Origin of the sequence: Piscinibacter defluvii, from assembly GCF_004011805.1 — a bacterium.
GTDB lineage: Bacteria > Pseudomonadota > Gammaproteobacteria > Burkholderiales > Burkholderiaceae_C > Piscinibacter > Piscinibacter defluvii.
On record NZ_ML137198.1, the window covers coordinates 170,733 to 187,188 of the forward strand.

19 protein-coding genes and 1 riboswitch are annotated in these 16,456 nt (G+C 71.9%); of the genes, 18 read left to right on the plus strand and 1 reads right to left on the minus strand.

The genetic code is table 11. The features are described from left to right. Positions 1 to 107 precede the first annotated feature (107 nt). Positions 108 to 1,667 (minus strand): UbiD family decarboxylase domain-containing protein, encoded by a 1,560-nt coding sequence (locus D9C15_RS06310; RefSeq protein WP_127996588.1) that lies wholly within the window; start codon positions 1,665 to 1,667, stop codon positions 108 to 110. Between the two features lie 282 nt (positions 1,668 to 1,949). Here D9C15_RS06310 and D9C15_RS06315 point away from each other — a divergent pair, with 282 nt between their 5' ends. The 18 genes from D9C15_RS06315 to tolQ all read left to right on the plus strand — a co-directional run bounded on the left by D9C15_RS06315 (position 1,950) and on the right by tolQ (position 16,447). Further along, complete coding sequence (locus D9C15_RS06315; protein WP_127996589.1) at positions 1,950 to 2,840, plus strand: lytic transglycosylase domain-containing protein; 891 nt, start codon at positions 1,950 to 1,952, stop codon at positions 2,838 to 2,840. A 21-nt stretch (positions 2,841 to 2,861) separates the two neighbouring features. Continuing rightward, positions 2,862 to 2,980: riboswitch (ZMP/ZTP riboswitch) on the plus strand. A 60-nt stretch (positions 2,981 to 3,040) separates the two neighbouring features. Next, positions 3,041 to 4,288, plus strand: a complete 1,248-nt coding sequence (gene glyA / locus D9C15_RS06320) for a serine hydroxymethyltransferase (RefSeq protein ID WP_127996590.1) — start codon at positions 3,041 to 3,043, stop codon at positions 4,286 to 4,288. 42 nt (positions 4,289 to 4,330) lie between these two features. Beyond that, a complete protein-coding gene (gene nrdR, locus D9C15_RS06325) occupies positions 4,331 to 4,774 on the plus strand; it encodes a transcriptional regulator NrdR (protein ID WP_127996591.1) in 444 nt (147 codons plus the stop codon). A 180-nt stretch (positions 4,775 to 4,954) separates the two neighbouring features. Continuing rightward, complete coding sequence (locus D9C15_RS06330; RefSeq protein ID WP_164886665.1) at positions 4,955 to 5,497, plus strand: GspH/FimT family pseudopilin; 543 nt, start codon at positions 4,955 to 4,957, stop codon at positions 5,495 to 5,497. Between the two features lie 14 nt (positions 5,498 to 5,511). Beyond that, complete coding sequence (locus D9C15_RS06335) at positions 5,512 to 5,952, plus strand: type IV pilin protein (RefSeq protein WP_127996717.1); 441 nt, start codon at positions 5,512 to 5,514, stop codon at positions 5,950 to 5,952. Continuing rightward, positions 5,952 to 6,620 (plus strand): prepilin-type N-terminal cleavage/methylation domain-containing protein, encoded by a 669-nt coding sequence (locus D9C15_RS06340; protein WP_127996593.1) that lies wholly within the window; start codon positions 5,952 to 5,954, stop codon positions 6,618 to 6,620. Before D9C15_RS06335 ends, D9C15_RS06340 begins: the two co-directional genes overlap by 1 nt. An 18-nt stretch (positions 6,621 to 6,638) precedes the next feature. After that, positions 6,639 to 7,631 carry a PilX N-terminal domain-containing pilus assembly protein gene (locus D9C15_RS06345; protein ID WP_127996594.1) on the plus strand — a complete coding sequence of 331 codons (993 nt, stop codon included), beginning with the start codon at positions 6,639 to 6,641 and terminating at the stop codon, positions 7,629 to 7,631. An 11-nt stretch (positions 7,632 to 7,642) separates the two neighbouring features. Next, positions 7,643 to 8,056, plus strand: coding sequence for a type IV pilus modification PilV family protein (locus D9C15_RS06350; protein ID WP_127996595.1), 414 nt, complete (start codon positions 7,643 to 7,645; stop codon positions 8,054 to 8,056). A 19-nt stretch (positions 8,057 to 8,075) separates the two neighbouring features. Continuing rightward, entirely contained in the window at positions 8,076 to 9,194 is a 1,119-nt protein-coding gene (gene ribD / locus D9C15_RS06355) for a bifunctional diaminohydroxyphosphoribosylaminopyrimidine deaminase/5-amino-6-(5-phosphoribosylamino)uracil reductase RibD (RefSeq protein WP_240668306.1), read from the plus strand. A gap of 68 nt (positions 9,195 to 9,262) precedes the next feature. Continuing rightward, positions 9,263 to 9,892, plus strand: coding sequence for a riboflavin synthase (locus tag D9C15_RS06360; RefSeq protein WP_127996596.1), 630 nt, complete (start codon positions 9,263 to 9,265; stop codon positions 9,890 to 9,892). Positions 9,893 to 9,902: 10 nt separating this feature from the next. Next, positions 9,903 to 10,997, plus strand: a complete 1,095-nt coding sequence (gene ribBA / locus D9C15_RS06365; RefSeq protein ID WP_127996597.1) for a bifunctional 3,4-dihydroxy-2-butanone-4-phosphate synthase/GTP cyclohydrolase II — start codon at positions 9,903 to 9,905, stop codon at positions 10,995 to 10,997. Positions 10,998 to 11,005: 8 nt separating this feature from the next. Next, positions 11,006 to 11,470, plus strand: coding sequence for a 6,7-dimethyl-8-ribityllumazine synthase (ribH, locus tag D9C15_RS06370; RefSeq protein WP_127996598.1), 465 nt, complete (start codon positions 11,006 to 11,008; stop codon positions 11,468 to 11,470). Continuing rightward, positions 11,467 to 11,958 (plus strand): transcription antitermination factor NusB, encoded by a 492-nt coding sequence (gene nusB, locus D9C15_RS06375; RefSeq protein WP_127996599.1) that lies wholly within the window; start codon positions 11,467 to 11,469, stop codon positions 11,956 to 11,958. Before ribH ends, nusB begins: the two co-directional genes overlap by 4 nt. Next, the gene (locus tag D9C15_RS06380; protein ID WP_127996600.1) at positions 11,955 to 13,175 is read left to right on the plus strand and encodes a pyridoxal phosphate-dependent aminotransferase; all 1,221 of its coding nucleotides are present in this window, start codon (positions 11,955 to 11,957) and stop codon (positions 13,173 to 13,175) included. The genes nusB and D9C15_RS06380 overlap by 4 nt, the downstream gene beginning before the upstream one ends. A gap of 63 nt (positions 13,176 to 13,238) precedes the next feature. Further along, the gene (locus D9C15_RS06385; RefSeq protein ID WP_240668307.1) at positions 13,239 to 14,885 is read left to right on the plus strand and encodes a serine/threonine-protein kinase; all 1,647 of its coding nucleotides are present in this window, start codon (positions 13,239 to 13,241) and stop codon (positions 14,883 to 14,885) included. Continuing rightward, positions 14,882 to 15,286 (plus strand): TssQ family T6SS-associated lipoprotein, encoded by a 405-nt coding sequence (locus tag D9C15_RS06390; RefSeq protein WP_127996601.1) that lies wholly within the window; start codon positions 14,882 to 14,884, stop codon positions 15,284 to 15,286. Before D9C15_RS06385 ends, D9C15_RS06390 begins: the two co-directional genes overlap by 4 nt. A 7-nt stretch (positions 15,287 to 15,293) precedes the next feature. Then, positions 15,294 to 15,716 carry a tol-pal system-associated acyl-CoA thioesterase gene (gene ybgC / locus D9C15_RS06395; protein WP_127996602.1) on the plus strand — a complete coding sequence of 141 codons (423 nt, stop codon included), beginning with the start codon at positions 15,294 to 15,296 and terminating at the stop codon, positions 15,714 to 15,716. Continuing rightward, entirely contained in the window at positions 15,713 to 16,447 is a 735-nt protein-coding gene (tolQ, locus tag D9C15_RS06400) for a protein TolQ (RefSeq protein ID WP_127996603.1), read from the plus strand. Before ybgC ends, tolQ begins: the two co-directional genes overlap by 4 nt. Positions 16,448 to 16,456: the final 9 nt, after the last annotated feature.

The window sequence follows — 16,456 nt, forward strand, 5'->3', positions numbered from 1 at the left end:
TGGCGCGCAGGGACTGCGCCATCGGAAAGACCTGCAGGGCAGGCCTTCAAACCTTAGGTCAGGCCCGCGGCGAGTTCAAGCGCGGCGTCCGTGCGTCTTTCCTCTTGTCAGCCGGCGCGCTTCATGATCTGCGCGACGATGCCCTCGACCCGCCGGGTGACCTCGGGCGCCATCGCGATCGCGCGGCCCCATTCGCGCTGCGTCTCGCCGGGCCACTTGTTGGTCGCATCCAGCCCCATCTTGCCGCCCAGCCCGCTGACCGGCGAGGCGAAGTCGAGGTAGTCGATCGGGGTGTGGTCGACCAGCGTGGTGTCGCGCACCGGGTCCATGCGGGTGGTGATCGCCCAGACCACCTCGTCCCAGCGGCGGATGTCGACGTCGTCGTCGGTCACCACGATGAACTTGGTGTACATGAACTGGCGCAGGAAGCTCCACAACCCGAACATCAGCCGCTTCGCATGACCCGGGTAGCGCTTGCGCATGCTGATGATCGCCATCCGGTAGCTGCAGCCCTCGGGCGGCAGGTAGAAGTCGACGATCTCCGGAAACTGCTTCTGCAGGATCGGCACGAACACCTCGTTGAGCGCGACGCCGAGCACCGCCGGCTCGTCGGGCGGCTTGCCGGTGTAGGTGGAGTGGTAGATGGCGTCGCGCCGGTGCGTCAGGCGCCGCAGCTCGAACACCGGGAACCAGTCCTGCTCGTTGTAGTAGCCGGTGTGGTCGCCGAACGGGCCTTCGAGCGCATGCAGGTAGCCGTCGACCTCCTTCAGGGGCACACCATGCTCGCTGGTGCCGGCATAGCCCGGCGCGGCCGGCGGAATGTGGCCTTCGAGCACGAACTCCGCATGCGCCGGCACCTGCAGCATCACGCCGGCGTCGCCCACCCCGGCCTCGGCCAGCTCGGTGCGGCCGCCGCGCAGCAGGCCGGCGAACTGGTACTCCGACAGCGTGTCGGGCACCGGCGTCACCGCGCCCAGGATGGTGGCCGGGTCGGCGCCCAGCGCCACGGCGATCGGGAACGGCTGGCCAGGCTTCTCGCGCGCGAACTCGCGGAAGTCGAGCGCGCCGCCGCGGTGTGCCAGCCAGCGCATGATCACGCGTCGAGGCCCGATCACCTGCTGGCGGTAGATGCCCAGGTTCTGACGCGCGCGTGCTGACGGGCCGCCCTGCGGGCCGCGCGTGATCACCAGGCCCCAGGTGATCAGCGGCCCGGCATCACCCGGCCAGCAGGTCTGCACCGGCAGGCGGCCGAGGTCGATCTCGTCGCCCTCCAGCACCACGTCTCGACAAGGCGCCTGGCGAAGCACGGCCGGCTTCATGTCCCACAGGGCCTTGGCCATGTGTAACAGCCTGCCGGCGTCGCGCAGCCCCTTGGGCGGTTCGGGCTCCTTGAGGCTGGCCAGCAACAAACCGATGTCCCGCAACTCCCCCACCCCGGTGGCGCCCATGCCGAGCGCCACCCGCCGGGGCGTGCCGAACAGGTTGGCCAGGACCGGAAACTTGTAACCGTCGGGCCGCTCGAACAACAGGGCCGGTCCACCCTGGCGCAGCACGAAGTCACTGACTGCTGTCATCTCGAGCCGCGCCGAGACTGGGTCTGCGACCCGGCGCAGTTCGCCGGACGCTTCCAGGCCAGCCATGAAGTCCCGCAGGTCCCGATACTTCATACAAAATCGTAATTAAGATTCAAATCCATAACCTTGACTGGTTATGACGAGACTCACAGAATCCGGCCCGTCTTCGCTCGAACAAGGGATAACCCGAATCCCGACCTGCGGGGATGGCCGGCAGACGCAACGCTGCCAGACTCGGTCGAGACGGCCCAGTCCCGACGACGTGTCCCGACGGCAACGCCGCCGGGTGAACAGACGAAGAGTATCGCTGCCAGGCGCAGCAGGCTCCGATACGGAGTCCCACGCTCGGCGCAGCGCCGAAGCAACAGGAGTGACATGGAGATGCTTCGACGATGGTGGGTAGCGGCAGGCCAATCTGCCGCCGTGTTCGCGAAGGATGTCGGGCATGGCTTGCTCGAGGTCTGCCACAACACGCTCGCCCTGATCGGACTGCTGCTCGTGGCGGCGGTCGTCTTTGCGCTCGGCAAGCCCGAGTTGCGTCATGCCGCCGAGGAACGGATGTTCGGCTGGCTGCAGGCCCGCCAGGAGGCGCGTGCCGATCCCGCTGAACTGCTGGCCGCGCAGCTCAGTGAACCCAGCGCCGTGGCGCGTGCCACGGCGGCCGACCCGCGCGAGCTCACCCGGCAGCAGGCCCTGGTGGCGAACTGGATCTCGCGCCGCTACCGCGTCGCCCCGGAGCCGATCAGCCGACTCGTCAAGGAGGCCTGGCACGTGGGAGAGCGCGCGGGCATCGACCCGACGCTGATCCTCGCCGTGATGGCGATCGAATCCAGCTTCAACCCGTTCGCGCAGAGCCCGGTGGGCGCGCAGGGGCTGATGCAGGTGATGACCAAGGTGCACGACGACAAGTACTCGGCCTTCGGCGGCACGCACGCCGCCTTCGACCCGGTGACCAACCTGCGCGTCGGCGTGCAGGTGCTCAAGGAGTGCATCCAGCGCGCCGGGGGGCTCGAGGCCGGTCTGCGCTGGTACGTCGGCGCCGCCAACCTGGAGGACGACGGCGGTTATGCCGGCAAGGTGCTGGCCGAGCAGAACCACCTGAAGCTGGTGGCCGGCGGTCGCAGCGTGCCGGTGAACGCCGCGATCGTGGTGGTTGCGGCACCGGCAGCGGCCTCCGCGCCGGCGATGACACCGGTGGCGGACCAGCCGGCCGCGGCGCCGGAGAGCGACAAGGCCCGGACCGAGCGGGTGGCACTGCTTCGCTGAGCGGGGCGCTCCGCTAAAATCCCGCGACCGCGCGACTGGCGATGCGGCCCCGCCCTGGGGCCTGAGGTGGTGAACCACCGGGGAGCGCGGCCGGCATGGCGCTTCGCCTGCCGAACGAGCCGTTCGCCTGGGCAGCCCTGCGACCGCGCCTTCCGCGCGCGGCCGGCCCCCGGGGACATCCGCTGACGAGGACTGCCTTCATGTTCGACCGCCACCAATCCACCATTGCCAACGTCGACCCCGAGGTGTGGGCGGCCATCCAGGCCGAGAACCTGCGCCAGGAAGAGCACATCGAGCTGATCGCGTCGGAGAACTACGCGTCGCCGGCCGTGATGGCCGCGCAGGGCTCCCAGCTCACCAACAAGTACGCCGAGGGCTACCCCGGCAAGCGCTACTACGGCGGCTGCGAGAACGTCGACGTAATCGAGCAGCTGGCGATCGACCGGCTCAAGCAGCTGTTCGGCGCCGAGCATGCCAACGTGCAGCCGAACTCCGGCTCGCAGGCCAACCAGGCCGTGTTCTTCGGGCTGCTGCAGCCGGGCGACACCATCATGGGCATGAGCCTCGCCGAAGGCGGCCACCTGACGCACGGCATGCCGCTGAACATGAGCGGCAAGTGGTTCAAGGTGGTGAGCTACGGGCTGGATGCCAACGAGGTGATCGACTACGCGGCGATGGAGCGCCTGGCCCACGAGCACAAGCCGAAGCTGATCATCGCCGGCGCCTCGGCCTACAGCCTGCACATCGACTTCGAGCGCTTCGCGAAGGTGGCCAGGGACGTCGGGGCCTACTTCATGGTCGACATGGCGCACTACGCCGGCCTGATCGCCGCGGGCGTGTACCCGAACCCGGTGCCCTTCGCCGACGCGGTGACCTCCACCACCCACAAGACGCTGCGCGGCCCGCGCGGCGGCCTGATCCTGATGAAGGAGCCTGTCGCCAGGCAGATCAACAGCGCGATCTTCCCCGGCATCCAGGGCGGCCCGCTGATGCACGTGATCGCCGGCAAGGCGGTGGCCTTCAAGGAGGCGCTGTCGCCCGAGTTCAAGGCCTACCAGCAGCAGGTGGTGAAGAACGCCGCGGTGCTCGCCCAGACGCTCTCGGAGCGTGGCCTGCGCATCGTCAGCGGGGGCACGCAGAGCCACGTGATGCTCGTGGACCTGCGTCCGAAGGGCCTGACCGGCAAGGAGGCCGAGGCCATCCTCGGCCGCGCCCACATGACGGCCAACAAGAACGGCATTCCGAACGACCCGCAGAAGCCGATGGTCACCAGCGGCATCCGCCTGGGCACGCCGGCCATGACCACGCGCGGCTTCAGGGAAGAGCAGGCGCGCCAGACGGCGCAGCTGATCGCCGACGTGCTCGACAAGCCGCACGACGAGGCGAACATCGCCGCGGTGCGGGCCAAGGTCGCGGCGCTGACGCGCGACTTCCCGGTGTACCGGTGACCGACATGGGGGCGGGGTCGCGCGCGCGACCCCTTCTCGGCGATGCGCTGCCCGTTCTGTAGCCACGAAGACACCCAGGTCGTCGAGACGCGCGAGTCCGACGAGGGCGACGTGGTGCGCCGGCGGCGGCGCTGCCAGCACTGCGACAAGCGCTTCACCACCTACGAGCGCGCCGAGATCGCCCTGCCCTCGGTGGTCAAGAAGGACGGCACGCGCGAGGAGTTCGACCTCGCCAAGCTGCGCGGCTCGATGACCCTGGCGCTGCGCAAGCGGCCGGTGAGCGTCGAGCAGATCGACGCCGCGGTCGAGCGCATCCAGGACAAGCTGCTGAACAGCGGCGCCAAGGAAGTGCCCTCCACCCGCCTGGGCGAACTGGTGATGCGCGAACTCAAGCGCATCGACAAGGTGGCCTACGTGCGCTTCGCCTCGGTCTACCGCAGCTTCGAGGACGTGGACGAGTTCCGGCAGCTGATCCGCGACATTTGAGGCGGATGAAGCCTTCAGTCCCTGCGGACTGAAGGCGCCCCGGCCTGGGCCCATACCCCCGCCCGGGGGACCCTTCGCCGGGGGCCCCGCGACGAGGACGCCCCGTTCGCCCTCCCGCGGGACGCGCCGTGCGGCGCCGATTCCTAGAGTCCGTGCATCGATTCCACCCGGAGGATGCACATGACCCGCCAGCACGCCCACAGGCACGCCCGCCAGCACGGCCTGAGCCTGGTCGAGACGACCGTGACGCTCGGCCTCGCCGCCGTGGTCGCCGGCCTCGCCGCACCCAACCTGAACACCGTGCTCGAGCTGCGCCGGCTCGACGGCGCGGCCACGCAGCTCGCCGGCGACCTGCAGTTCGCCCGCGGCGAGGCGCTGGCGCGCAACCGGCCGGTGCGGCTGAGCCTCGATGCCGCGCAAGCCTGCTACCTGGTGCACACCGGCGCCGCAGCGGACTGTCGCTGCGCCGGCGACGGCTCGGCCACCTGCAGCGGCGGCGCGCAGGCGATCCGCAGCGTCGCCTGGGGCGCGGGCGAGCGCATCGGCCTGCAGGCGAGCAGCGGCTCGCTGCTGTTCGACCCGCGTCACGGCACCGCCACGCCGAGCGCCACGCTGCGCGTGGTCGCGGCCGACGGCCGCGCGATCCACCACGTGGTCAACGTGATGGGCCGTCTGCGCAGCTGCTCGCCGCTGGCTGCCGTGCCCGGTTACCGCGCCTGCTGACGAAGGAGCCCGCCATGCACCACCGTCGTCGTCAGACCGGCTTCACCTTCGTCGAACTGCTCGCCGCGATGTCGGTGGCGGGCGTGCTCTCGGGCCTGGCCTGGCCCACCTTCCAGGGCGCACTGCAGAAGTCGCGCCGTGCCGACGCGCTGGTGGCGCTCACCCAGGCCCAGGCCGCGCAGGAGCGCTGGCGCTTCAACCAGCGCAGCTACGGCAGCCTGGCACAGATCGGCGTCTCACCCACCACGACAGGCGGCCATTACGCGCTCGCGGTGACGCAGGCCGATGCCGACCGCTACGTGGTGCAGGCCCGCGCCATCGGTTCCCAGGCCGGCGACCGGGCCTGCCGCCTGCTGCGCCTGACGGTCGATGGGGCGATGACCACTCGCAGTTCCGGCCCGGACGACGCGAGCCTCAACGACGCCGCGGCCAACCGCCGCTGCTGGGGCCTGTGATGGACCGCCCTGCACGGGGACTGTCCCTGGTGGAACTGCTGGTCGGGCTGGCAGTGGGCATGCTGGTGGTCGCCGCGGCGATCACGCTGCTGTCGGCACAGACGCGCGAGCAGCGCAGCGCCGGTGCCGAGCTGCGGCTGATGCAGGAACTGCGCGCCACCGCCGACCTGGTGGCTCGCGACCTGCGGCGCGCCGGCCACTGGGGCGATCCGGCACCGGCCTTGTGGGCCTGGTCGGCTTCCGCGCCGATGGGCAATCCGTACGCGGCCCTGGCGCCACTGGCGGCGGCTTCGGCGGGAGCGAGTTACGCCTACTCGCGCGATGCCGTCGAGAACCACCGGCTCGACGCCAACGAGCAGTTCGGCCTGCGCCTGCGCAACGGCGTGCTCGAGCTGCAGCTGGGCAGCGCCGGATGGCAGGCGCTCAGCGACCCGGCGTCGATCACGGTCACCTCCTTCGAGCTTCGGCCACGGCTGCAGGAAGTCTCGTTGCTCGGGCACTGCCCGAACCCCTGCCCGCCGGGCGCGACCTGCGACGTGCGCCTGCAGTCGCGCAGCCTGGCGATCCGCCTGAGCGCGCGTGCGGTGGCCGACCCGTCGGTGCAGCGCCAGCTCGAGGCCGAGGTGCGGCTGCGCAACCCGGCACCGATCGGTGCCTGTCCGGCCTGATGCCGAGGAGAAGCATCCATGCCACACCGACACCAACGTGGAGCAAGCACCGTGATCGTCACGCTGCTGCTGCTCGTCGCCACCCTGCTCGGCCTGCTCGTGGCCAACCGGCAGCTGCTGCTCGAGCTGCGCCTGTCGGCCAACCAGGTGCGCGGCGCCGAGGCCTTCGAGGCCGCCGAGGCGGGCCTCGAGTGGGGCACCGCACTGTTGAACTCGCCGCAGCCGATCGGCGACGACTGCCGCGCCGGCGGCACGCAGGACTTCCGTCGCCGCCACCTGGCGATCGACGACGGTGGCCGCATCGTGCCCGCCCCGCTGGCCTCGCACTGCACGCTCGACGGCATCGCGTGGACCTGCCGCTGCGCCGACGCCGCCGCGCCGCCCGCCGCAGCATCGGCACCCTCGTTCACGCTGGCCCTGGTCGACATCGGCCGTCCCGGCCTCGTGCGGCTGGTGGCCGACGGCGCCGGGCCCCCCGATGCCGTCGCACGCCAGGAGGTGCTGCTCGCGCTGCAGCCGGTGCTGGCCCAGGCACCCGCCGCCGCGCTGACGCTGAAGGACGCCGGCGTGCCGACCGAGGCCTTCTTCGCGCGCCACTTCGGCATGGCCCGCGCGACCTGGCTGTCCCAGCCGGTGGTGCAGCGCCTGGCCTGCAGCGGCGACTGCGGCGCGGCCGTGGCCGCGGCATGCGCGCGCGGCCCGCTGATCGCCGTGGAGGGCGACCTGCTGCTGCGCGGGCCGCTGACGCTCGGCTCGATCGAGCGGCCGCTGCTGCTGGTCGTCAGCGGCCGGCTGCGCCTCGAGGGCGCGGTCGGCTTCACCGGCCTGGCGCAGGCTGCGGCGATCGACTGGGTCGGTCCCACGGGCTCCTGGCGTGGCGCCCTGCTCGTCGAGGGCAGCGCCGCCGGCAGCGGGCCCTTCGATCTGGCCCACGACCCGGCCGTGCTGCAGCGCCTGCGCAATGGCCAGGGCAGCTTCGTGCGGGTGCCGGGCAGCTGGCGCGACTTCTGAAGGAGCCAACCATGACCCGGATCCCACGCCAACGCGGCCTCGGCCTGGTCGACGCCCTGCTCGGCCTGCTGGTGCTCACGCTCGGCCTGCTGGCCGTGCTGCGCCTGCAGCCCGAGCTGCGCCGGCACGCCGAGCTGGCCCGCCAGCGCAGCGAGGCGGTGCGGCTGGCGCAGGCGGAGATCGAGTCGCTGCGGGCCGCCCCGGGTGTGCCGGCAGCCGACGAGCGCCTGGTCGACCCGGCCCCGGCGAGCACGCGCTACCGGCTGGTGCGCAGCGTCGACGCAGCCGCCTGGCCGGGCGCCGTGGCCCTCAGCGTCAGCGTCCAGTGGAATGCACCCGACGGTGCACCTCAGCAGCTCACGCTCGCCACCCTGCTCGCGACCCTCGACCCGGCGCTGCCCGGCATCGCCGTGCTGCCGCGCTGATTCGCGCAGAATGGACCGGATGACCGACGCCGCTGCCGCACCGTCCGACCCGATGCTCGAGGCCCTCGCGCTGGCGCGCCAGGGCGTCGGCCTTACCGAACCGAATCCGCGCGTGGGCTGCGTCATCACCGCAGCGGATGGCCGCGTGCTCGGCCGCGGCCACACCCAGCAGGCCGGTGGACCGCATGCCGAGGTGATGGCGCTGCGCGACGCGGCGGCGCGCGGCGAGTCGGTCGAGGGCGCGACGGTGTACGTGACGCTCGAGCCCTGCGCCCACCACGGCCGCACGCCGCCATGCTGCGATGCGCTGATCCGGGCGCGTGTGGGCAAGGTCGTGATGGCGCTGGAAGACCCGTTCCCGCAGGTCGCCGGCCAGGGCGCGGCGCGGCTGCGCGCTGCCGGCATCGAGGTGATCGAAGGGCCGCAGGCCGAGGCGGCGCGCGAGCTGAACATCGGCTTCTTCTCGCGCGTCGTGCGCGGCCGGCCGTGGGTGCGCATGAAGTGCGCCGTCTCGCTGGACGGCCGCAGCGCGCTGCCCAACGGCGTGAGCCAGTGGATCACCGGAGCGGCCGCGCGCACGGATGGCCACGCCTGGCGCAAACGCGCCGGCGCGGTGCTGACCGGCGTGGGGACCGTGCTCGACGACGACCCGCGCCTGGACGTGCGGCTGGTCGAGACGGCGCGCCAGCCGCTGCGCGTGGTGGTCGATTCGCGCCTCGAGACGCCGCCCTCGGCCCGCCTGCTCGAGCCGCCCGGCCAGGTGCTGCTGTATGCCGCGCAGGCCCACGCCGAGCGCGAGGCGGCGCTGAGCGCACGCGGCGCCGAGATCGCCTTCGCGCCCGGGCCGGCCGGCAAGGTCGACCTTCCCGCGATGCTGGCCGACCTGGCGCGCCGCGGCGTCAACGAGCTGCACCTCGAGGCCGGCCACAAGCTGAACGGCTCGTTCGTCCGCGAGGGCCTGGTCGACGAGTTCCTGGTCTACATGGCCCCTCGCCTGCTCGGCCTGGGGCGCGAGCTGGCCGCGTTCGGCCCGCTGGAGCGGCTCGAGCAGTCGCTCGACCTGCGCTGGGTCGACGTGCAGCCGGTCGGCGAGGACCTGCGCCTGATCGCCCGGCCGCCCGGCCGCGAACGCTTCTGAGCCCCGCCGCCGCGTGACCTGACACCTGCGCGACGACGCCGGCGCGGCGCGCCTGCGACAATCGGCGCATGTTCACAGGCATCATCACCGGCGTGGGCCGCATCGAGCAGGTGCGACCCCTGGGCACCGACGCGACCCACGGCAAGCGGCTCGCCATCCAGGCCCCGGCGGGCTACCTGCACGACGTCGTGCTGGGCGACAGCATCGCGATCAACGGCGCCTGCATGACCGTCACCACGCTGGACCGCGACAGTGACCGTTTCGGCATCGACATCTCGGCCGAGAGCCTGGCGCGCACCGCGGGCCTGGCCGAACCCGGGCCGGTCAACCTCGAGAAGGCGCTGCGCGCCAACGACCGGCTCGGCGGCCATCTGGTCAGCGGGCATGTCGACGGCATCGGCACCGTGGTGCACTTCGAGCCGATCGGCGAATCGTGGGAGCTGCGCATCAGCGCCCCGCCGGCGCTGGCGCGCTTCCTGGCCTACAAGGGTTCGATCACCGTCAACGGCGTGAGCCTGACCGTCAACCGGGTCACCGACCTCGAACGCGCCTGCGAGTTCAGCATCAACCTGATCCCGCACACCGTGCAGAACACCACGCTCGGCACGCTGCGCGCCGGCCAGGCCGTCAACCTCGAGATCGACCTGATCGCACGCTACGTCGAACGCATGCTCGGCGGCTCGCTGCCGCGGCCCTGATAATCCCGCCATGTCGATTTCCCCGATTCCGGAGCTCGTTGCCGAGCTCGCCGCCGGCCGCATGGTCATCCTCGTCGACGAGGAGGATCGCGAGAACGAGGGCGACCTCGTGCTCGCGGCCGAGCATGTCAGCCCCGAGGCGATCAACTTCATGGCGAAGTTCGGCCGCGGGCTGATCTGCCTGACGCTCACGCGCGAGCGCTGCGAGCGGCTGCAGCTCACGCCGATGGCGGCGCGCAATGGCCAGAAGACCGGCACCGCGTTCACCGTCTCGATCGAGGCCGCCGAGGGCGTGACCACCGGCATCTCCGCGGCCGACCGCGCGCGCACCGTGCAGGCCGCGGTGGCGCGCCACGCCAAGCCGAGCGACCTGGTGCAGCCCGGCCACATCTTCCCGCTGCAGGCGCAGGACGGCGGCGTGCTGATGCGCGCCGGGCACACCGAGGCCGGCTGCGACCTGGCCGGCATGGCCGGCCTCACGCCCGCCGCGGTGATCTGCGAGGTGATGAAGGACGACGGCACGATGGCGCGCCTGCCGGACCTGATCGAGTTCGCGCGTGAGCACCGCCTGAAGATCGGCACCATCGCCGACCTGATCGAATACCGCAGCCGCAACGAGTCGCTGATCGAGCGTGTCTCGCAGCGCCGCATGAGCACCGCGCACGGCGAGTTCGACTGCGCCGCCTACCGCGACCGCACCGGTGGCCTGCACCTGGCGCTGACCAAGGGCCGCTGGCAGCCCGGCGAGGAGGTGCTGGTGCGCGTGCACGAGCCGCTGTCGGTGCTCGACCTGCTCGATGTCGGCCGCTGCGGCCATTCGTGGCCGCTGCCCAAGGCGTTGGCCGCGGTGCAGGCCAGCGAGCGCGGCGTGGCGCTGCTGCTGAACTGCGGCGAGGACGTTGCCGCCCTGCTGCCGCAGCTGGCCGAGGCGCGCGCCGAGCCGGCCGCGCCGGCCCGCGGCCAGATGGACCTGCGCACCTACGGCGTCGGCGCGCAGATCCTGCGCGACCTCGGCGTGGCCAGGATGCGCCTGCTCGGCAGCCCGCGGCGCATGCCCAGCATGGTCGGCTACGGCCTCGAGGTCACCGGTTTCGTCTCGCCCTAGGAGCTTTCATGCAAGACGCCGACAAGGGCGCCGGAGTCGATCTGGACGGCCAGGACCTGCGCATCGCCATCGTCCAGGCGCGCTTCAATGCCCCCGTCACCGACAAGCTGGCGCAGACCTGCCTCGCCGAGCTGCGCGCACTCGGCGTGGCCGAGAAGCACATCCGCCATGTCACCGTGCCCGGGGCGCTGGAGGTGCCGGTGGCGCTGATGGCGCTGGCCGACAGCGACGACTTCGACGCGCTGATCGCGCTGGGCTGCATCATCCGCGGCGAGACCTACCACTTCGAGCTGGTGGCCAACGAGAGTGGCGCCGGCGTCACTCGCGTCTCGCTGGACCACCAGATCCCGATCGCCAACGCGATCCTGACGGTCGAGAACGAGGCCCAGGCCTGGGCACGCGCCGAGGACAAGGGCCGCGACGCGGCACGTGTGGCGGTCGAGATGGCCTGCCTGATGGAAGACCTGTCGTGACCGAGACGCCTGCGAAGAAGAAGCCGCGCCCGGCGGGCAAGCGCCCGCCGTCGGCGCGCCGGCGCTCGCGCGAGTTCGCGCTGCAGGGCCTGTACCAGTGGCTGCTCGGCGGCGCCGAGCCGGGCGTGATCGACGCCCACATGCGCGAGCAGGACGGCTTCGCCGGCGCCGACGCGGCGCACTTCGACGCGCTGCTGCACGGCTGCATCGCCGAGGCGGCCGGCATCGACGCGGTGCTCGCCAAGCATGTCGACCGCAAGACCACCGAGCTGTCGCCGATCGAACACGGCGTGCTGATGATCGGCGTCTACGAGATGCAGCACTGCCTGGACGTGCCGTACAAGGTGGCGATCAACGAAGCGGTCGAGCTGGCCAAGAGCTACGGCGGCACCGACGGCCACAAGTACGTCAACGGCGTGCTCGACAAGGCCGCCACCGAGCTGCGCCCGGCCGAGGTGCAGCGCGCCCGTGGAGCGGCGCCGCGGTGAGGACCGCCGGCCGGCTCGAGCACATCGAGCCCTTCTACGTGATGGAGTGCGCCAAGGCGGCCACCGAGCTGGCGCAGTCGCCGCTGTGCGACCCGGCCCGCGGCGGCCGGCGCATGATCTTCCTGAACATCGGCGAGCCCGACTTCACCGCGCCGCCGCTGGTGCGCGAGGCTGCCGAACGGGCGCTGCGCGACGGCCGCACGCAGTACACCGACGCCACCGGGCTGCCGTCGCTGCGCGAGCGCATCGCTGGATGGTACGGCCGGCGCTTCGGGCTCGCCATCGATCCCGCGCGCATCGTCGTCACCGCCGGTGCCTCGGCCGCGCTGCAGCTCGCCTGCCTGGCGCTGATCGACCGCGACGACGAGGTGCTGCTGCCCGACCCGAGCTACCCCTGCAACCGGCATTTCGTCGCCGCCGCCGAGGGGCGAGCCGTGCTGCTGCCGGCCGGCCCGGCGCAGCGCTTCCAGCTCGATGCCGCCGGCGTCGAGGCGGCCTGGGGCGATCGCACGCGCGGCGTGCTGCTCGCGTCGCCGTCCAACCCGACCGGCACCTCGATCGACCCCGACGAGATGGGCCGCATCGTGCGCGCGGTACGCGCGCGTGGCGGATTCACGATCGTCGACGAGATCTACCTCGGCCTGAGCTACGACGAGCGCTACGGCCACAGCGCACTCGCCCACGGCGAGGACGTGATCTCGGTGAACAGCTTCTCGAAGTACTTCTCGATGACCGGCTGGCGGCTCGGCTGGCTGGTGCTGCCGGCCGCGCTCGTGCCGGCGGTCGAGAAGCTGGCCCAGAACCTGTTCATCTGCGCCTCGACGATTGCGCAGCGTGCCGCACTGGCCTGCTTCGAGGCCGAATCGATCGCCGAATACGAACGCCGGCGCGGCGAGTTCCGCGCCCGGCGAGATCTCGTCGTGCCGGCGCTGAATGCGATGGGGCTGAGCGTCCCGGTAGCGCCGGATGGCGCGTTCTACGCCTGGGCCGACTGTTCGGCGCACGCCGCCAGCAGCTGGGACTTCGTCTTCGAGGCCATGCGCGGTGCCCAGGTGGCGCTGACGCCGGGGCGCGATTTCGGCCGCCACGGCAGCGAACGCTGGCTGCGCCTGTCCTACGCCAGCGCGCTGCCGCAGTTGCAGGAGGCGCTGGCGCGGCTGCAGGACTGGCTGTCGCGCCGCCGCCAAGCGCCCCGCAACTTGGTGAGCAACGGTTAACAAGCGCGCCCTGCGGGGTCTTTTTCACGCATCGCGGCCCGGACGCTGCACTAAGCTGCCGGGGTGAGCTTTTCGAGCCCCCCGTCGCGGCCCGAGCCGGCCGATTCGGAGCCGGCCGAGCCGATCCCGCCCACCCTGCCGCCGACCGCCTCCGACTTCGTGAACTGGGGCGAGCAGGAGGCCAACCTGCCTGCCGGGCCGGTCCCGACCTTCTCGACCAACCCGCCGCCCAAGCGCGAGGGCGACATGCCCACCATCGGGCACATCGGCCGCTATGCGCTCAAGTACCGCATCGGCGCCGGCGGCCTGGGCACGGTGTACGCGGCGCACGACCCGCTGCTGTCGCGCCTGATCGCGATCAAGACCCTGAACCTGGAGATCTCGCCCGAGGAGCGCGAGTCCTTCAACGCGCTGTTCCTGAACGAGGCGCGTGCCGCGGGCAGCCTGAGCCACCCGCACATCGTCACGGTGTTCGATGCCGGCGTCAGCGACCAGAGCGCCTACATCGCGATGGAACTGCTCAAGGGCCGCGACCTGCGCCAGCTGCGCCAGGAGGGCTGGCGCCCGACAGCCACGCAGGCCGCGCTGATCGTGCGGCGGGTCGCCGACGCGCTGTCCTACGCCCACACCAAGGGCGTGGTGCACCGCGACATCAAGCCGGCCAACATCTTCATGGTCGGCCGCACCCAGCCGCGCGTGCTCGATTTCGGCATCGCCCGCATCGCCCACCAGCACGACGGCGCCGGCGACGTGGCCGCCGGCTCGCCCTACTACATGGCGCCCGAGCAGGCGCGCCACGAGGTGGTGGACCGGCGCGCCGACGTGTTCTCGCTCGGCGTCGTGTTCTACGAGCTGCTGACCGACCAGAAGCCGTTCCGCGGATCGACGCTGTCCGAGATCACCCAGGCGGTGCTGGAGCACCAGCCGCCGCGCGCCGACGAGGTCAACCCGGCCGTGCCGACCAGTCTGGCCGAGATCGCCGAGCGTGCGATGCAGAAGGACCCGGACCTGCGCTTCCGCTCGGCCCGCGCCTTCTCGCGCGAACTGCGCCACTGGCTCGACGAACACGCCGACGCGGGCGCCGAGGCGCCGGCCCCGGCCGAGCCGGTGCCGATGGCGCAGCAGCGCCGCACCTGGGCGCTGGCCGGCGCAGCCGTCGCGCTGCTGGCGGTGGCGGGCGCCTGGTGGGCCTTCGTGGCGCTGAACCACGGCATCGACCCGGCGACTGCCGTGGCCGAGGCGAATGCGGTGCCCGTGACGGCGCCGGCGCCACTGCCGCCCGCAGCAACGCCGGCCGTGCAGGCCGCAGCGCCCGTGCCGGCGGAGCCGCCGCCGCCCGAACCGGCGCCGGCCCCCGCGCCGGTGGCCGAGGCAGCACCGGCCGCACCGCCGGCGGCCGCGCCGGCCCCCCGGACGGCCACCGCCCCGGCGCGGGATTCGGCTCGCGAACGCCGCGCGCGTGACGCCCGGCCGGCGGCGACGGCAACGGCAGCGCCGGCACTCGGCACCGTGAAGGTGGCCGTCAGCCCCTGGGGCCAGGTGGAGGTCGACGGCACCCCGGTGGGCACCACGCCGCCGCTCAACGAGCTGACGCTGCCCGAGGGCCGGCACCAGATCACGATCCGCAACGCCGATTTCCCCGCCTTCACCACCCAGGTCACCGTCACCGCCGGCCAGTCGGTGACGCTCAAGCACCGCTTCGGATCATGAACTTGCGCTCGGTCGCCGCGGCCTCCTTCGCCCTGTTCACCCTGCTGGCCGCCGGCTGCGCCCAGCCGCCGGTCAATGCGCCGACGCTCGGGCTGCTGGACGTGGCCGAACGGCCGGCCGAGAAGGCCTTGCTGGCCGGCCTGCGCGCCTACGACGACGCGCAGTACCCGCAGGCCGAGAAGCAGCTGCAGACGGCCTTGCAGGCCGGCCTCGCCTCGCCGCGCGACAAGGCCGCGGCGCACAAGCTGCTCGCGTTCATCTTCTGCACCAGCAGCCGCATGGCCGACTGCGAGGCGGCCTTCCGTGCCGCGCGTGCCGCCGACCCGGCGTTCGCGCTGACCAAGTCCGAAGCCGGCCATCCGCTGTGGGGCCCGGTGTACCAGCGGGTGCAGCAGCGATAATCGCGGCTTGCCCGAGATCCACGCCCCCCCCTTCAGCTTCACGCTGCGCGTCTACTGGGAGGACACCGACGCCGGCGGCGTCGTGTTCTACGCCAACTACCTGAAGTTCTTCGAGCGCGCCCGCACCGAATGGCTGCGCTCGCTGGGCTTCGAGCAGGAGCGCTTGCGAACCGACACAGGCACGATCTTCATCGTCGCCGATACTGCGGTGCGCTACCTGGCCCCGGCGCGCCTGGACGACCTGCTCGAGGTCAGCGTGATGGCGCAGGAGGTGGGCCGGGTGTCGATGAGCCTCGTGCAGCAGGCCTGGCGCAGCGCGCCGGGCGAGCGCACGCTGCTGGCCGAGGGCCGCATCCGCATCGGCTGCGTCGATGCCGGAACTTTCAAGATGCGGCGCATTCCGACCGAGCTTCTCACCAAGTTGCCATGAACCAGGACTTCTCCATCTTCACCCTCGTCACGCAGGCCAGCTTCGTCGTGCAGCTGGTGATGGCCGGCCTGCTGCTGGCCTCGCTGGCGAGCTGGACGGTGATCTTCGGCAAGCTGTTCGGCCTGCGCCGCGTGCGCGGCGAGAACGACGAGTTCGAGCGCGATTTCTGGGCCGGGCGCAACCTCAACGAGCTGTATGCCGATGCGAGCAAACGCAGCGTCGACGGCCGCGGCGCGCCGATGGAGCGCATCTTCGCCTCGGGCATGCGCGAGTTCCTGAAGCTGCGCGAGAAGCGCGTGCTCGACGCCGGCGCGCTGCTCGATGGCGCGCGCCGCGCGATGCGCGCGAGCTTCCAGCGCGAGATCGACGCGGTGGAATCCAACCTCAGCTTCCTGGCCTCGGTCGGCTCGGTCAGCCCCTACGTCGGCCTGTTCGGCACGGTGTGGGGGATCATGCACGCCTTCGTCGGCCTGTCGAACATGCAGCAGGTGACGCTGGCCACCGTGGCGCCGGGCATCGCCGAGGCGCTGGTGGCCACCGCGATCGGCCTGTTCGCGGCCATCCCGGCGGTGATCGCCTACAACCGCTTCGCGCGCGACATCGACCGCATCGCGATCCAGCTCGAGACCTTCATCGAGGAGTTCTCGAACATCCTGCAGCGCAACGTCGGCGCGCCCGGCCCGGCGCCGGCCGCAGCCACCGTCAGCAGCGGCTTCGCGCACAGCCGCTAGAAAGGCTGC

Bases quoted from the DNA above. Each gene is read 5' to 3' on its own strand.
- D9C15_RS06310 (WP_127996588.1), bottom strand. From the start codon at position 1,667: ATGAAGTATCGGGACCTGCGGGACTTCATGGCTGGCCTGGAAGCGTCC.
- D9C15_RS06315 (WP_127996589.1), top strand. From the start codon at position 1,950: ATGGAGATGCTTCGACGATGGTGGGTAGCGGCAGGCCAATCTGCCGCC.
- glyA (WP_127996590.1), top strand. From the start codon at position 3,041: ATGTTCGACCGCCACCAATCCACCATTGCCAACGTCGACCCCGAGGTG.
- nrdR (WP_127996591.1), top strand. From the start codon at position 4,331: ATGCGCTGCCCGTTCTGTAGCCACGAAGACACCCAGGTCGTCGAGACG.
- D9C15_RS06330 (WP_164886665.1), top strand. From the start codon at position 4,955: ATGACCCGCCAGCACGCCCACAGGCACGCCCGCCAGCACGGCCTGAGC.
- D9C15_RS06335 (WP_127996717.1), top strand. From the start codon at position 5,512: ATGCACCACCGTCGTCGTCAGACCGGCTTCACCTTCGTCGAACTGCTC.
- D9C15_RS06340 (WP_127996593.1), top strand. From the start codon at position 5,952: ATGGACCGCCCTGCACGGGGACTGTCCCTGGTGGAACTGCTGGTCGGG.
- D9C15_RS06345 (WP_127996594.1), top strand. From the start codon at position 6,639: ATGCCACACCGACACCAACGTGGAGCAAGCACCGTGATCGTCACGCTG.
- D9C15_RS06350 (WP_127996595.1), top strand. From the start codon at position 7,643: ATGACCCGGATCCCACGCCAACGCGGCCTCGGCCTGGTCGACGCCCTG.
- ribD (WP_240668306.1), top strand. From the start codon at position 8,076: ATGACCGACGCCGCTGCCGCACCGTCCGACCCGATGCTCGAGGCCCTC.
- D9C15_RS06360 (WP_127996596.1), top strand. From the start codon at position 9,263: ATGTTCACAGGCATCATCACCGGCGTGGGCCGCATCGAGCAGGTGCGA.
- ribBA (WP_127996597.1), top strand. From the start codon at position 9,903: ATGTCGATTTCCCCGATTCCGGAGCTCGTTGCCGAGCTCGCCGCCGGC.
- ribH (WP_127996598.1), top strand. From the start codon at position 11,006: ATGCAAGACGCCGACAAGGGCGCCGGAGTCGATCTGGACGGCCAGGAC.
- D9C15_RS06390 (WP_127996601.1), top strand. From the start codon at position 14,882: ATGAACTTGCGCTCGGTCGCCGCGGCCTCCTTCGCCCTGTTCACCCTG.
- tolQ (WP_127996603.1), top strand. From the start codon at position 15,713: ATGAACCAGGACTTCTCCATCTTCACCCTCGTCACGCAGGCCAGCTTC.